Below are 14,704 nucleotides of genomic sequence, written 5' to 3'. Positions count from 1 at the left end.
CGTGATTGTCGCCCTGGCCGCGATCGCCTGCATGGCCGCCGCATCCGAACCCAGTGAGCGCCTGCCCGATCCGGCGCAGGAGGCTCGCGCCCGGGTGCTGTTCCGCGAGGTGCGCTGCCTGGTCTGCCAGAACGAGTCGATCGACGATTCCCAGGCCGACCTCGCCGCCGACCTGCGGGGCGTCGTCCGGCAGGAGATCGCCAAAGGCCGCAGCGATCGCGAGGTCCGCGCGTTTCTGGTGGCGCGCTATGGCGAGTTTGTTCTGCTCAAGCCGCCGTTTTCGCCGGGCAACCTCGCGCTATGGCTGGCTCCCCTGGGGATTCTGGTTGTCGGCGGCGGGCTGATGGCGACGCTTCTGCGTCGGCGGCGCGAAGACGGCGCCGTCGAGCCGGACGAGGCCGACGGCCTGTCTTCCGATGAGGAAGCGCGGCTTGCGGCCCTGCTTGAAGACAAAGGCCACGATTGCGCCGAAAAGACCCCGCAAGAAGCATCTCGGGCGTGACGCAAAGATAATTCGAGAACCATTGCGCGTTACGCCATCACGACTAGGTTCTTCTGCGAAGCACGTTTTCGGCGCCGGGCGTCGAGGGCGAACAGGTCCCGGCGCTTTGCGCCGTGGGTGAGGAAAGACAAGAGATGACCGCTAGGAAGTCGGGTTTCATTGTGGGCGCCGTTGCCGGCGCGGGCGTCGCCGCCGCCGCTCTGGCGGGCATGGGCATGCGGATGGGTACGGCCGGTGCGGCCGAGGCTCCCGCCGCGATCCGTGTCTCGACGGTCGCCGCCCCGTCCTTCGCGCCCCCGCCCGGGGCCCCGATGTCTTTCGCCGACATCTTCGAGCGGGTTTCCCCGGCCGTCGTCCAGATTGACGTGACCTCCAAGGCCAGCCCCTCGCGCGGCCTGCGCATCCCGGGTCTTGAAGGCTTCGACATCGTGCCGCGCGGTCAGAAGCCGGGCGCTGAAGGCGAAGACGACACCCCCGCCGCGCCCAAGCAGCAGTCCTCGGGCTCGGGCTTCTTCATCTCGGCCGACGGCTATATCGTCACCAACAACCACGTCGTCGCCGACGCGGACGAGATCAATGTCGTCATGAAGGACGGCCGCCAGCTGAAGGCCACCGTGGTCGGCCGCGACGAAGGCACCGACCTGGCGGTGATCCGGGTCACCGACCCCAAGGCCAAGGGCGCGGCCTTCCCCTATGTCGATTTCGAGAACCAGGCCAAGCCGCGCGTCGGCGACTGGGTCATCACCATCGGCAACCCGTTCGGCCTGGGCGGCACCGCCACGGCCGGCATCATCTCGGCCTATAACCGCGACCTGGGCGACAGCTCCTCGCGCTTCGTCGACTACATCCAGATCGACGCGCCGATCAACCGGGGCAATTCGGGCGGTCCCAGCTTCGACATCTTCGGCCGCGTGATCGGCGTCAACACGGCGATCTTCTCGCCGACGGGCGGCTCGGTCGGCATCGGCTTTGCGATCCCGGCCGACGTGGCCGAGGCGACCGCCAAGCAACTGATCGCCAACGGCAAGGTCGTGCGCGGCTATATCGGCGCCAACATCCAGGACTTCTCCACGGAGATGGCCGAGGCCCAGGGCATGCCCGACGTGAAGGGCGCCATCATCGCCGAGCTGGTTGCAGGCGCGCCGGCCGCCAAGGCCGGCCTGATGCCGGAAGACATCGTCACCGCCGTCAATGGCGTCAACGTCAAGAGCGGCTCGGAACTGACCCGCGAAGTGGCCAAGGCCAAGCCGGGCGATTCCATCCGCCTGTCGATCCTGCGCGGCGGCAAGCCCCGCACGGTCGAGGTCAAGTCCGGCGTTCGCCCGGCCGAGGACGCCCTGGGCGCCAATGACAACGACAAGGAGGACGGCGGCGCGCCAGCCTCGCCCGACAAGCCCCAGAGCCAGAAGTTCGAGGCCCTGGGCCTGACCCTGGCCCCGCTGGATACGACGGCGCGCGCGACCTACAAGATCGCGCCCGAAGTGCGCGGTGTGCTGATCGCCGGCGTCAAGGCCGACTCCGACGCGGGCGAGAAGGGCCTTGTGAAGGGCGACGTCCTGTCCAGCGTCAATGGCGTGGCGGTCAACTCCACCGGCGAAGTGGCTGAGGCGATCTCGGCGGCCCAGAAGGGCGGCCGCACCAGCGTGCTGGCCAAGGTGGTCCGCCAGGGCCGCCCGGTCTTCGTGCCGCTGAAGATCGCACCCTAGACGGGCCCCGCTCTTCTCCCCTCGCGGGATGGAGCTTGAGGTTCAAATGCATTGTCGTCCCGGGAACGGGTCCCGGGACGACAATGAAGGGGGCTTGGGAATTACCAAGCGCCGCAGCAGCATCTCTCCATCAGCTACCTTTGCAGCGGGCGCCCTGAAGGGTGAGCATCTGACGGCCTCTGGCGCGCTCTGACATTTCAGCCTACCTATCAGGGCTCAACCCTGACGGAGCCTCACCGGTGTCTTCTCTTCCTGCCAAGGACGCCCGGTCGCGGTTGCTGGTGCTTGACGTCTGTTCTTCGTCTGGACTGGAGGACTGGTCGCCCGATCTGCAGAAGGCCAAGGTCTATGAGCGGATCCTGCTGGACCTGATCCTGGGCGAACTGGCTCCAGGCGCGCGGCTGGACGAGCAGTCGCTGGCGGCGCGTTACGAGGCCGGCCTGGCCGGCGTGCGCGACGCCCTTGGCCGGCTCGCCTTGGAAGGTCTGGTTATTCGGCGCGCCCGCTCCGGCACGCTTGTGGCGCCCCTGGATCTGGTCGAACTGCGCCAGGGCTATGAGGCCCGGGCCCTGATCGAGCCGCACTGCGCGGGCCTGGCCGCTCGCCATGCCTCCAAGGCCGAAGCCCAGGCGATCTTCGACGCCTTCGAGGGCGGGGAAGAGGCCGCCGCCAATCGTGACCTGCCCCTGCTGGTGGCCATGGACCAGCGCTTCCACGCCGCTGTGGCCCGGGCCAGTCAGAACCTGTCCCTGGCCCGCATCCTGATCCCCCTGCAGCACAAGGCCGCCCGCTTCTGGGTGTTCTCGTTCAACGGCGCGACCGAGGCCGAACTGCTGGCCGACATTGAACAGCACCGCGACGTGGCCCGGGTGATCGCCAGCGGCGATGTCGAGGGCGCGCGGGCGGCGATGATGCGCGTGTTGAACGTCACGCCCGAGGCGGTGCAACGCCCGTCGGTCGAGGCCTGATCGGTCGCATTGACCCGGAACAAGCTCGGGTTCGAATTGTGAGGCTATAGCGCCACACTGGCCTCATAATCTTAACTGAAATGTCAGAAGGCATTTTGACCAACCCTGGGTCATCCACCAGATGGTGGACGTCGTCGTCTGGTTCCTCATCCCGCCGGGCGAGGTTGGGGTTTCCTGTCATGTCGTTTCGACGCCTGCTGCTCTCGGTCACCGCCTTCACCATGCTGGTCGCCACCGGGGCCTATGCGGAAACCCAGGTCGCCGACCAGGTCGACGCCGTTCTGGTCCTGGCGCGCGACAAGGCGGGTCTGCTGGAAAAGCAGCCGTCCGATACGGTGTTCGGCATCGACAAGCCGCTGATCGAGACGCCGCGTTCGGCCAGCCTGGTCAGCGACCTGACCCTCGAGCGCTTCGGTATCGAGACCCTGGACGGCGTCAGCGCCGTTTCACCCGGGACCCATACCGCCAGTTTCTACGGCGTGCCCGGCGCGCTGAACATCCGCGGCACCCTGGCCGAGAACTATTTCCGCGGCTTCAAGCGGGTCGAGAACCGCGGCACCTATTCCACGCCGATCGGCGGCGCGGCGCGGATCGAGGTGCTGCGCGGTCCGCCCACGCCGGTCTATGGGGCCGGCAAGGTCGGCGGGCTGGTCAACTTCATCCCCAAGTCGGCGCGCGACGAGGGGCGTTTCCTGGCTGAGCCCGAGGGGCAGGTCACCGCCACCTTCGGCAGCTACAACAAGAAGCTCGTCACCGGCCAGTTCGGCGCGCCGGTCAGCCTGGGCGCGGCGCAGGGCGGGGTCTATGTCTATGGCGAGGTCGAGGACAGCCACAGCTACTACCGGGGCATCTATCCACGTCGGCAGCTGATCGAACTGTCGGCCGATTTTGACCTGGGCAACGGCTGGAGCACGGCCTTTGGCGGCATGGGTTTCCACTCGGACGGCGACGTCCAGACGCCCGGCTGGAACCGCCTGACCCAGGACCTGATCGACAACCGCACCTATATCACTGGCCGCGACACCAGCCTGGTCGACGCCGATGGCAATGGCCGCCTCACACCCAACGAGGTCGGCTTCTATCCCTATGCCAGCGCGCTCTACATTCCGTATTACGGCTTCGCGAGCAGCGACCCGGCCCACACCCTGGACACCGGCGTCGGCACGACCAAGCTGAACCGCCGCACGGTCTATATCAGCCCGGCCGACTTCTCGAAGACCACCACCGGCACGCTCTATTTCGACCTGGCCAAGGACCTGGGCGGCGACAGGACGCTGAAGCTGCAGCTGTTCCACGACCGCCAGGACAATGAGCGCTTCGTCTCCTACGGCTACCCTTCGGCCATCGACGCCAGGGTCTCGGAGGCCCGCGTCACCCTGGCGCTTCCCACGACAGTCGGCGCAGTCAGCGCGCGCACCCTTGTCGGCGCCTCATATCGCCAGTTCGAGGGGCGGCGCCGGGAGAGCTTCAATAGCGGCCTGATCGCCCTGGATCGCCGCGACATCGCCTTCGGGTTCACGCCGACCGACACCATCGACAGCCCGTTCACCGATGAGCCCGGCGGTATCGGCCTGCGCTGGGAGAACGACAATCGGTCGGACTGGACCCAGTCGGGCCTGTTCTTCACCTCCGATATCGAGGCCGGGCGCTGGAACCTGATCGTCGGCGGTCGCCATGATCACTACGAGGTCGAGAGCCAGGACACCGGCTTCCTCAGCTACACGATCGCCGGCCGGCAAGCGGATGACCGCAACAAGGCGACCTATAACGCCAGCCTGACCTACAAGGCCCCGTTCGGCCTGATGCCCTATGTCAGCTACGCCAAGGCCTCGGCCCTGGAGATGAGCCAGGCGGGCGATATCGCGCCGTCGCTGGTGGCCGATGGGTCATGGCTGTCGAGCTCGGATCTCGCCGAGACGGGCGTGAAGTTCCAGCTGCTGAACGGCACGCTGGTGGGCTCGCTGGCCGCCTATCGCCAGAACCGCACCCAGCTGACCAACAGCTCGCCGCCGACCGTGCTGGGCACGCGCGCCAGGGGCGTCGAGCTTGAGGTTCGCTGGCTGGCCAGCGAGCAACTCAGCTTCACCTTCACCGGCAACAGTCAGCGGACCACGATCAAGGGACCGGACGCCTCGTTCCAGTACATCCCGGCCTATACGGCGGGGGTGGCGGGACCGAGCGCCTATGGCGGGTCCTATGTGGTCTGGAGCTTCGCGAGTCTTCAAGGGCGGGGCGGTGACTATGCCTATACCCTGATCCCCAAGTCGGTGGTCAGCCTGTACGGCGCCTATACCAGCAAGGGCTATGACTGGGGCCAGGCCGGCGCGACCCTGGGGGTCAGCCACGTGAGCCGAACCGCAGGGACGGTGCAGAACGCTGTCCGCTATCCCGCCTATTCGGTGGTCAACGGCTCGGCCTATGTGACGCGCGGGCCTTATACGGCTCAGCTCAACATCGATAATCTGTTCGACACGTTCTATTTCACCCCTGACGCCGATACCTATGCCAATCTGGGCGCGCTGCCCGGCAAGGGTCGCGAATGGCGTGTGACCCTCAAGCGGACGTTTTGATCTTGGCTCCAACGAACATTCGCCGCCTCTCGCTGCTGGCGGGGTTCAGTCTGCTGCTCTTCCTGATCACCGCCTCGACCTATGGGTCGCTGGGTGTGGTTCTGCCTGCGATGATCGGTGAGCTGGGCTGGAGTTTCGAGAAGGCGTTTCTGGGCTTTTCGGTGCTGGGCCTGTTCACCGGCGCCTCGTCCTGGCTGCCGGCCATCCTGATCCGCAAGATCGGTGTGCGAGGGACCCTGCTGCTGGGTTCGGCGGTGCTGAGCGCCGGTCTGCTGGGCTTCGCGGGGTCGGAGAGCATCGCCCGCTACTATGTCGGCGCGGCCCTGTGCGGGATCGGCTTCCAGATGGCGGCGCTGATCCCCGGCACCCACGTGCTGTCGGCGCTGTATCGCAAGCGCGCCCTGCCGTTCGGGATCTATTTCACCTTCGGCTCGCTGGGCGGCGTCGCCGGCCCGTGGATGGCCCTGGCGATCATGGGCGGCACCGACAATGACTGGCGACTGTACTGGCTGGTTCAGGCGGTTCTGGCCTGCGTCGTGGGGGTGCTCTGCGCCGCGATGGTCGGCGGTTCGAAGTGGCTGGCGCAGGCCGCTCATGACGTCGATGTCGAGGTGGAGCAGGAAGCCCGAGAAGCCCCCGCCAACGCCAGGATCCATCGCACCTCGCACGAGTGGACCGTCCAGGCGGCGCTGCGCACACCGCAATTCTATGTGCTGGTCGCGGCCTATTTCACCCATCTACTGACCGGCGTGACGGTGGCCAGCGTGTCGGTCAGCCATATCGGCGAGATCGGCGTCGCGGCCGGCATGGCCGCCGCAGCGGCGGCCGCCATCGGGGCCAAGATGCTGAGCCTGGAATCACTGATGCAGACCGTGGCCCGGCTGGGTGGCGGCCTCATTGGCGACAGCATCGATCCCAAATGGCTGCTGGTCGGGGCGCAGGCGATGCTGGTGGCGGGCCTGCTGGCCCTGGCCTCGGCGACCACCGTGCCGCTGATGCTGCTCTACGCCGTCGGCACGGGGGTCGGCTTTGGCCTGACCGTCCTGGCCGTGACGGTGCTGCTGCTCAACTATTATGGCCGGCGCAGCAACCTGGAGCTCTTTTCCCTGACCTGCCTGGTCGGGGCCGTTTCGGCGGCGGGTCCGTTCATCGCCGGCGCGATGCGTGACCGGCTGGGCGGTTTCGCGCCGACCTTCCAGCTGTTTGCGGCCGTGATCGCCGTGGTCTTCGTGGCCGCGCTGTTCATGCGCCCCCCCGTTCCGCCCGCCGACATGGTCGACGTCCCCGACTGAACCGGGGAGGGATGAAGATCGGCAGTTTTCGCCCGCCGACCGCGTGCTACGAAAAGGGATGAGCGCGTCTTCTCCCCATCACAAGGATTTCGGCGTCTTCCTGCCGGTGGCCAATGGCGGCTGGATCGTCTCCGGGACGACGCCGCGCATCGATGGCCTGTACCCACAGAACCGCGCCGCTGCTGTGCTGGCCGACGAGATCGGTCTCGACTTCATCATGTCGATGGCCAAGTTCCGGGGCTTCGGCGGCGCAACCGATCACTGGGGCACGGTGCTGGAATCGGTGACTCTGATGGCGGGCCTGGCCGAGGCCACCAAACGGGTAAAGATCTGGGCGACCCTGCATCCGCTGCTGCAGAACCCGGCCGTGGCGGCCAAGATGATCGCCACTCTGGACCACATCAGCGGCGGCCGCGCTGGGCTCAATATCGTCGCCGGCGCCTATCGCGAGGAATTCGCCCAGATGAGCGCCTGGGATGAGGCGCTGGATCACGACGACCGCTACGCCCTGGCCGAGGAATGGACCCATGTGGTCAAGCGGCTGTGGAGCGAGGAGCGTGTCACGCACCATGGCCGCTTCTTCAATCTCGATGATTGCCAGTCTGAGCCCAAGCCCCTGTCGCGGCCTCGCCCGGACCTGATCTGCGCGGGCAGTTCGGCGCGCGGCTTTGCCTTTGCCGTGGCCGAGGCGGACGCCTGCTTTATCGGCGGGGCCACCACCGCTGATCGCCGCGACGCCAGCCGGCGCGCCAAGGCGATGGCGCAGACGCTGGGCAAGTCGATCCGAACCTACGCCATGTGCACGGTCGTCCACGCCGACACCGACGAGGCCGCGCAGGCCCTGGCTCAATCCTATGCCGACGGGGTTGATCTGGGCGCCGTGCGAACCATGTTGCGAAGCTGGGGCGCGCCCGCTGAAAAGCTGGATGCTGCGGCCCTCAGGCAAGGAGCGTTCATGACCGAGACCGTGATCGGTTCTCCGGCGACCTGCGGCGCGAAGATCGAGGCCTTTGTCGCCGATTGCGAACTGGACGGCCTGATGCTGATCTTCCCCGACTATGTCGCAGGCCTGACCATGTTCGGCGCCGAGATCCTGCCGGGGCTGCGGCGGCGCTTCGCATGACCCAGGTCCGCCTCCAGCCAGACTGGATCGCGCCGGGCCGTACGGCCCTGCTGATCGTCGACATGCAGGTCGATTTCGCGGCGCCGGAAGGCGTGATCGGCCGCATGGGCGTCGATCTTTCGACCGTGGGGCCGGCCCTGGCCTGCGCTGAACGCCTGGCCGAGGCGGCGAGAGCGGCGGCCGTTCCGGTGATCTTCGTGGGCCTGTCGACCACGCCTGGAACAGACTCGCCGATGTGGCGCGAGCGGATGGCGCGGCGGGGCGGTGATCCAGATGTTGAAAGCGACCTGTGCCGGGCAGGGCGGGTCGGCTCTGACTTCTATGGCCCCAAGCCCGTCGCGGGCGAACTGGTGCTTGAGAAGATCCGCTACAGCGCCTTTGCCGGCACGGGCCTTGGCGACAGGCTGCGGGCGCGGGGCATAGACACCCTGATCCTGTGCGGGCTGACCACCGAGTGCTGCATCGACTGCACGGCCCGGGACGCCTTTCATCAGGACTTCCACGTCTTCGTGCCGGCCGACGCCTGCGCCGCTTACGAGGCCGACGTGCATGAGGCGGCGCTGAAGGTCATGGGTCTGAATTTCGCCATCCTGACCGATGTCGATGCGGTGGTGGACGTCTGGGGCCGGGGGCTCCGGCCGTAAGGCGCGGACGGTCAGCCCAAAGTAAAGAAAAAGCCGCCCCGGGTGACCGGGGCGGCTCCGTTCTGCGTCAATGACGCGAGACGTTATTCTTAGAACGCGGCCTTCAGGCTCACGGCGACGCGCGAGTCGTAGATGGCGCCGTAGCCGTGCTCGTCGGTGTCGTGATAGCGCAGGTCGAGGCCGAGGTTGCTGGTGATGGCGTAGGTCGCGCCGATGTTCCAGGTGTTGTAGTCGCCAGCGAGCTTGATCTCCTGGTGACCGAGGGCGGCGCTGACCGAGATCTTTTCAGAAACCGGAAGCGAACCGTTCACTTCGTAGTAGAACGCGCGGCCGGTGTCGGCCGGGAATTCCGGCGAGTAAAACGCCACGACGCCGAGGGTCGCGGGGCCAAAGCTGCGCGAGGCGGCGGCCTTCAGTTCAAGGTAGCTGAACGAACCGGGGATGCCCTTGTCCTTGGAATAGCCGTAGTAGACGAGGCCCAGGTCCAGGTTGGTGTCGCCCACGACAGGCTTCACGCCGGCATAGATATCGATTTCTGCCGAAGGGTCTTCGACGCCGAAGTCGACGTTCGAGGCCCAGACGCCCGCATAGCCAATGCCGTAAGTGGCGTCGACGCCTCCGAAGATTTGCGGATCTTCCTGGGTGTTGCTCACGCCGCGGAAGACGTAGTCGCTGGCGACGCCAACGTTGTAGGACAGCTTCAGCGAGTCTTGCGCCATGGCGGCGCCGCTGAGAGCAACGGTAGCTGCGGCCGAAGCCAGCGCGATCTTCATGATGTTCATGGTGGTCTATCCCCTTCTTTGTGTCGCCTCTCGGAGGCTGGCTCCGAGTTCGACGGCGCCTGCAAGCGCACTGTGTCGACGACTCATTAGTCGCCGACCGTCATGTAGTTGCAATCGCAGTGGGCAAAGCGCCAGCACGAACGGCGGTATTCGACTAAAGTTTGAACTCAGTGTGACGAATTTGCTTCAGAATGAACGGCCTAAGCCACGATGCCGGGTTAAGGCTTGATTGACCTTTACCCGTGTCTTTCACGCATCGCTGGTCTCTATCGCATTGAAAGACTCGCGCCGCCCAGATGCAGGCCGGCGTCCACCAGCAGGGTCTCGCCGGTCACGTGACGCGAAGCGGGAGAGGCGAGGAAGACCGCCGCTCCGGCCACATCCTCGGCCGTTGAGGCGACCTTGAGCGGGGTCGCGGCCGCCGCGCCGGCCCGCAGGCGATCCACCCTGTCGGCGTCCATCGCCTTGCCAAACCAGGGCGTATCGATGAAGCCGGGGCAGATGGCGTTGACGCGGATGCTGGGCGCCAGGGCCCTGGCCAGCGACAGGGTCATGGTGGTCATCGCGCCTTTCGAGGCGGCGTAGGGCACCGAAGAGCCGTTGCCGACCACGCCTGCGATGGACGAAGTATTGACCACGGCGCCGGGCTGCGGCGCAGCCTCGAGCAGTGACCGGGCGGCGCGAACCATCTGGAAGGCGCCGACCACATTGACGCTGTAGAGCCGCAGGAAGTCTTCGGCGTCGACCGCGTCGAGATCGGCGTGGTTGGGCGCGAACTTGGTCATGCCGGCGTTGTTGAACAGCGCATCGATCCGGCCGCTCGCGGCGGCGGCCTCCACAATCCTGCGGCAGTCGGCGTCCTGCGAAACGTCGCCCTGGGCCAGCACGGCCTTGGCGCCTTCGGCCTCAATGAGCCGTGCGGTTTCCTCGGCGTCCTGCGCGTTGCTGGCGAAGTTGACGACGATCAGGCCGGCGCCGCGCCGGGCGGTTTCCACCGCAATGGCCCGGCCAAGGCCCGTCGAGGCGCCGGTGACCACAACCGTGAAGCCTTCGAAATCCCGTCCCATCATGATGGTCCTCCCACGTTCGAACATGTGTTTGGACTTTTGTAGCGACCGGACACCCGCTTGTCTCGGGCGCTGGACGAGCCTAAATCCCGGCGATGACAGACCTCAACGTCACCCAGCTCGGCCAGATGGTCGACGCGCCCGCCAGTCCCGAGGCCGCGGTTCTCGAGCGCGTGCCCAATCCGCAGTCCGACGTGCTCTATCTGGCGCGCTTCGTGGCCCCGGAGTTTACCTCGCTGTGCCCGGTCACCGCCCAGCCCGATTTCGCGCATCTGGTCATCGACTATGCGCCGGGCGACTGGCTGATCGAGAGCAAGTCGCTGAAGCTCTATCTGACCAGCTTCCGCAATCATGGCTCGTTCCACGAGGACTGCACGGTCAAGGTCGCCCGCAAGATCGTCGAGATCGCCCAGCCGCGCTGGCTGCGCATCGGCGGCTACTGGTATCCGCGTGGCGGCATTCCGATCGACGTGTTCTGGCAGACCGGCCCGGCGCCGGAAGGCCTGTGGGTTCCCGATCAGGGTGTCGCGCCCTATCGCGGCCGGGGCTGATCCAGGCTGTCGGGCGTCGACGACGGTTAGCGCGAACCTTCCTGCGCAGGGGGCTGAGCGCATGCGCGGCCTGCGCCGGGCCTGTCCTTCCCAACTGTCTGTTCATGGTCGGCATCGGCCGCGCCGAACGCGCGGGACGAGGCTTTGGCGCTAGCCAGGCGTCCATTCGCTGGTAATCGCCGCCACATCTGGCCGGACCCGTTCCTGGGGCTGCTCGCTTGACGTGCCCAGATAGAGAAAGCCGGCGACCTTTTCGCCCTCGGCGACGCCCAGGATCGCCAGCGCGCGCGGATCATAGGAATACCAGTCGGTGATCCAGTTGGCGCCCCAGCCCATGGCGGCTGCGGCCAGCAGCATCTGCATGCATACCGCCGAGGCGCTCTGGCGCTGCTCCCATTCGGGGATTTCACCGGGGATGTAACGCGAGATCACAGCCACGCAGACCGGCGGGCGGGTCAGCTTGCGCAGGGCGGCGTTGGCCTTGACCGGATTGGCCTGGTCGCTGGCGAGCGCCGTGATCCTTTCGGCAAAGACATCCTTGGCTGGGCCGCGCAGGATCACGAACCGCCAGGGCGACAGCTTGCCATGGTCGGGCACGCGGGCCGCCAGCCGCAGCAGGTCGGCCAGCTCGACGTCGTCAGGGCCCGGCGCCGTCAGGGTCATGGCCGAGGCCGACCGGCGTCGCGCCAGGAAAGCCAGCACCTCTGGCGAGGTCTCGATCGGCAGGATTTCGCCAAACGCCGGCGCGGTGGGAACGGAACCGGTCAAGACGATCTCCACGAAGCATTGTAGGAGCAGACACCTATGGCCGCGAACCGGCCGCCACAAGTCGCGAGCCTTCGATGTCCGACAAACCTTCGTGGTTGAAGCCGCACGGAAAGCCCTGGGGCGTCAGCAGCAGTAAGCTGGTTTACGACAATCCATGGATCACCCTGACCGAATACCAGGCCATCGCCCCGACGGGCCGGCCGGCGCTGTATGGCAAGGTCGGGTTCAAGAACCAGGCGATCGGCGTGGTGCCCCTGCACGAGGACGGCACGGTGACCCTGGTCGGCCAGAACCGCTTCTCGCTGGCCAACTACAGCTGGGAGCTGCCAGAGGGCGGCGCGCCGCTGGACGAGGATCCTTTGGAGGGCGCCAAGCGCGAACTGGCCGAGGAGGTTGGGCTGCAGGCCGCCGACTGGCGCCCGATCCTGCGGATGGAGCTCTCCAACTCGGTCACCGACGAGATCTGCCACGGCTTTCTGGCCATGGACCTGACGCCTACGCCGACCGCGCCGGACGAGACCGAAGACCTCGCCGTGGCGCGCGTGCCCTTCGCCGAGGCGCTGGACGCGGCGGTGGCCGGGCACATGCCGGACTCGCTGACGGTGGCGCTGCTGCTCAGGGTGCACCATATGGCGGTCAGGGGAGAGCTTCCGAGCGATCTCGCCCGTCTCGTGCTACAATAGGTGCGAGAGGGCGAAGGCAGGGCCTTTCCCAACAGGACTGGTGCGTCTTCAAAAAGGATGCTCTAGTCCCAGCAGGCAGAGGGAGAGCCCGGTGGCCAAGCATCTGGAAGTCGTAACCGACCAGTCGTCCGTCCCCGTCTGGGCGGCGCTGCGCAACCAGGCCGAACACGCCGCCAAGGCCGAGCCGGCCCTGGCCTCGCTGCTCAATGCCGTGATCCTCAGCCACGACAATCTGGCCGACGCCCTGACCTTCCAGCTGGCGCGCAAGCTGGGCGACCAGGAAATGCGGGCCATGACGGCGCGCGAGTTCGCCGCCGAAGCCTTCAATTCTGACCCGGCCCTGGTCACCGCCGCCGAGGCCGACCTGAAGGCCGTGTTCGAACGCGATCCGGCCTGCAAGGGCTATGTCCAGCCGTTCCTGTTCTTCAAGGGCTTCCTGGCCCTGCAGACTCACCGCGTGTCGCACTGGCTGTGGAGCGAGGGCCGCGAGACCCTGGCCTTCTATCTGCAGAGCCGGTCCAGCGAGGTCTTCCAGGTCGATATCAATCCCGCCGCCCGTATCGGCCAGGGCGTGTTCATCGACCACGGCACCGGCATTGTCATCGGCGAGACGGCGGTGGTCGGCGACGACGTCTCGATGCTGCATGGGGTCACCCTTGGCGGCACGGGCGCTGATCGCGGCGACCGCCACCCCAAGATCGGTCGCGGCGTGCTGCTGGGCGCCGGCGCCAAGGTGCTGGGAAACATTACGGTCGGCGACTATGCCAAGGTTGCCTCGGGTTCGGTGGTGCTCAAGCCCGTGCCGCCGCACTGCACGGCCGCCGGCGTTCCGGCCCGCATCGTCAACTGCCCGACCTGCGAAGAGCCCGCCAAGTCGATGGACCAGACCCTGTCCGAGGCCGTCTACGACTACGTGATCTGAGTGCGGTCCGGCCCGCTCAAAAATCTGGGTCTCGCGACTCTGCTGGCCGTCTGTACCGCTGGGTCGGCCTGGGCTGGCGCACCGCTTCGATACGGCTATGAGGTCGTAAAAACCTATCCGCACGATCCGGGCGCCTTCACCCAGGGCCTGCTGTGGCGTGACGGCTTTCTGTACGAAAGCACCGGCCTGCATGGCCGGTCCTCGGTCCGCAAGGTGACGCTGGAAACCGGCGTGCCCGAGCAGGAGCGCCTGATCGACAGCCGCTATTTTGGCGAGGGGATCGTTGACTGGAAGGACCGGCTGATTTCGCTGACCTGGCAGGGCGAGATGGGCTTCGTCTTCGACCTGGGCAGTTTCGAACGGATTGGCGAGTTCTCCTATCCCGGCGAGGGCTGGGCCCTGACCCGTGACGAAACGCGGATCATCATGAGCGACGGCACCGCATTCCTGCGATTCCTCGATCCCGAGACGCTGAAAGAAACCGGCCGTATCCAGGTCATGGACGACGGTAGGCCTGTGGATAACTTGAACGAGCTGGAATGGGTGAGGGGCGAGGTGCTGGCCAATATCTGGCAGACCGACCGCATCGCCCGCATCGATCCCGCGACCGGCCGTGTGACGGGGTGGATTGATCTGGCGGGCCTGCTGGGCGAGGCCGATCGGGCCGGCCGGCAGGTCGATGTGCTGAACGGCATCGCCTATGACCCGGCGGCCGACCGGCTGTTCGTCACCGGGAAACTTTGGCCCAGGTTGTTCGAGATCAAGCTGACGCCGAAGGCTGGTTCGCCGCATTAGAAGCGACCGAGTCACCGGCCTTGGCCGAAGCGGCTTGCGACTCCGGCGCGGAACGCTAGGTTCGCCTCAATATGCGCCACGGCGCTCAACGAGAAAACAGGAGCTCCCCGTGGACGCTGAATCCATCGCCAAGATCGAAAAGCACCTGAAGCGCACCTTCGGTAACCCGCATATCGCGCTGAAGGCCCGTCCCAAGCAGAAGGATTCCGCCGAGGTCGAAGTGGCCGGCGAATTTATCGGCGTCGTCTTCCAGGACGAGGACGAGGACGGCTCGTTCATGTTCGAAATGGCGATCCTGGCCGAAGACCTCGACTAGAACCACGACAGGCCA

General features: G+C 66.5%; 14 protein-coding genes and 1 pseudogene. 12 read left to right on the top strand and 3 right to left on the bottom strand.

Annotation, left to right across the window (positions count from 1 at the left end; genetic code table 11):
* The first annotated feature begins 1 nt into the window (after nucleotide 1).
* From ACW176_RS00320 to ACW176_RS00290, 7 genes are all read left to right on the top strand, one after another.
* A complete protein-coding gene (locus ACW176_RS00320; protein ID WP_492110433.1) occupies nucleotides 2-502 on the top strand; it encodes a cytochrome c-type biogenesis protein in 501 nt (166 codons plus the stop codon).
* 134 nt (nucleotides 503-636) lie between these two features.
* Nucleotides 637-2,208 (top strand): trypsin-like peptidase domain-containing protein, encoded by a 1,572-nt coding sequence (locus ACW176_RS00315; protein WP_492110432.1) that lies wholly within the window; start codon nucleotides 637-639, stop codon nucleotides 2,206-2,208.
* Nucleotides 2,209-2,447: 239 nt separating this feature from the next.
* Nucleotides 2,448-3,176 (top strand): GntR family transcriptional regulator, encoded by a 729-nt coding sequence (locus ACW176_RS00310; protein ID WP_492110431.1) that lies wholly within the window; start codon nucleotides 2,448-2,450, stop codon nucleotides 3,174-3,176.
* 179 nt (nucleotides 3,177-3,355) lie between these two features.
* A complete protein-coding gene (locus ACW176_RS00305; protein WP_492110430.1) occupies nucleotides 3,356-5,746 on the top strand; it encodes a TonB-dependent siderophore receptor in 2,391 nt (796 codons plus the stop codon).
* Nucleotides 5,716-7,038 carry an MFS transporter gene (locus ACW176_RS00300; protein WP_492110429.1) on the top strand — a complete coding sequence of 441 codons (1,323 nt, stop codon included), beginning with the start codon at nucleotides 5,716-5,718 and terminating at the stop codon, nucleotides 7,036-7,038. The genes ACW176_RS00305 and ACW176_RS00300 overlap by 31 nt, the downstream gene beginning before the upstream one ends.
* A 58-nt stretch (nucleotides 7,039-7,096) precedes the next feature.
* On the top strand, nucleotides 7,097-8,161 hold the full coding sequence (locus tag ACW176_RS00295) for an LLM class flavin-dependent oxidoreductase (RefSeq protein WP_492110428.1): 1,065 nt from the start codon (nucleotides 7,097-7,099) through the stop codon (nucleotides 8,159-8,161).
* Nucleotides 8,158-8,805, top strand: coding sequence for a cysteine hydrolase family protein (locus ACW176_RS00290; protein ID WP_492110427.1), 648 nt, complete (start codon nucleotides 8,158-8,160; stop codon nucleotides 8,803-8,805). Before ACW176_RS00295 ends, ACW176_RS00290 begins: the two co-directional genes overlap by 4 nt.
* An 89-nt stretch (nucleotides 8,806-8,894) precedes the next feature.
* Here ACW176_RS00290 and ACW176_RS00285 read toward each other — a convergent pair whose 3' ends face one another.
* Entirely contained in the window at nucleotides 8,895-9,587 is a 693-nt protein-coding gene (locus ACW176_RS00285) for a TorF family putative porin (protein WP_419317975.1), read from the bottom strand.
* 266 nt (nucleotides 9,588-9,853) lie between these two features.
* Entirely contained in the window at nucleotides 9,854-10,681 is an 828-nt protein-coding gene (locus ACW176_RS00280; RefSeq protein ID WP_419317973.1) for an SDR family NAD(P)-dependent oxidoreductase, read from the bottom strand.
* A 68-nt stretch (nucleotides 10,682-10,749) separates the two neighbouring features.
* Here ACW176_RS00280 and queF point away from each other — a divergent pair, with 68 nt between their 5' ends.
* Complete coding sequence (queF, locus tag ACW176_RS00275) at nucleotides 10,750-11,205, top strand: preQ(1) synthase (RefSeq protein ID WP_419317971.1); 456 nt, start codon at nucleotides 10,750-10,752, stop codon at nucleotides 11,203-11,205.
* 150 nt (nucleotides 11,206-11,355) lie between these two features.
* Here the strand turns inward: queF and ACW176_RS00270 are convergent, their stop codons facing one another.
* Nucleotides 11,356-11,973, bottom strand: coding sequence for a nitroreductase family protein (locus ACW176_RS00270; RefSeq protein WP_492110426.1), 618 nt, complete (start codon nucleotides 11,971-11,973; stop codon nucleotides 11,356-11,358).
* 4 nt (nucleotides 11,974-11,977) lie between these two features.
* Between ACW176_RS00270 and ACW176_RS00265 the strand changes: the two are divergent.
* The 4 genes and pseudogenes from ACW176_RS00265 (at nucleotide 11,978) to ACW176_RS00250 (ending at nucleotide 14,689) form a co-directional block, all read left to right on the top strand.
* A pseudogene (locus ACW176_RS00265) lies at nucleotides 11,978-12,656 on the top strand (NUDIX domain-containing protein).
* A gap of 91 nt (nucleotides 12,657-12,747) precedes the next feature.
* A complete protein-coding gene (gene cysE / locus ACW176_RS00260) occupies nucleotides 12,748-13,578 on the top strand; it encodes a serine O-acetyltransferase (protein WP_492110425.1) in 831 nt (276 codons plus the stop codon).
* Complete coding sequence (locus tag ACW176_RS00255) at nucleotides 13,579-14,373, top strand: glutaminyl-peptide cyclotransferase (protein WP_492110424.1); 795 nt, start codon at nucleotides 13,579-13,581, stop codon at nucleotides 14,371-14,373.
* A 109-nt stretch (nucleotides 14,374-14,482) separates the two neighbouring features.
* The gene (locus tag ACW176_RS00250; RefSeq protein WP_419317960.1) at nucleotides 14,483-14,689 is read left to right on the top strand and encodes a DUF3126 family protein; all 207 of its coding nucleotides are present in this window, start codon (nucleotides 14,483-14,485) and stop codon (nucleotides 14,687-14,689) included.
* The last annotated feature ends 15 nt before the right edge of the window (nucleotides 14,690-14,704 follow it).

Source organism: Caulobacter sp. FV1ye13L (assembly GCF_058681155.1).
This window is presented reverse-complemented; position numbering and strand designations above follow the sequence as displayed.

Coding starts and splice junctions, on each gene's coding strand:
- ACW176_RS00315 (WP_492110432.1), top strand. CDS start 637: ATGACCGCTAGGAAGTCGGGTTTCATTGTGGGCGCCGTTGCCGGCGCG.
- ACW176_RS00305 (WP_492110430.1), top strand. CDS start 3,356: ATGTCGTTTCGACGCCTGCTGCTCTCGGTCACCGCCTTCACCATGCTG.
- ACW176_RS00300 (WP_492110429.1), top strand. CDS start 5,716: ATGGCGTGTGACCCTCAAGCGGACGTTTTGATCTTGGCTCCAACGAAC.
- ACW176_RS00295 (WP_492110428.1), top strand. CDS start 7,097: ATGAGCGCGTCTTCTCCCCATCACAAGGATTTCGGCGTCTTCCTGCCG.
- ACW176_RS00290 (WP_492110427.1), top strand. CDS start 8,158: ATGACCCAGGTCCGCCTCCAGCCAGACTGGATCGCGCCGGGCCGTACG.
- ACW176_RS00285 (WP_419317975.1), bottom strand. CDS start 9,587: ATGAACATCATGAAGATCGCGCTGGCTTCGGCCGCAGCTACCGTTGCT.
- ACW176_RS00280 (WP_419317973.1), bottom strand. CDS start 10,681: ATGTTCGAACGTGGGAGGACCATCATGATGGGACGGGATTTCGAAGGC.
- queF (WP_419317971.1), top strand. CDS start 10,750: ATGACAGACCTCAACGTCACCCAGCTCGGCCAGATGGTCGACGCGCCC.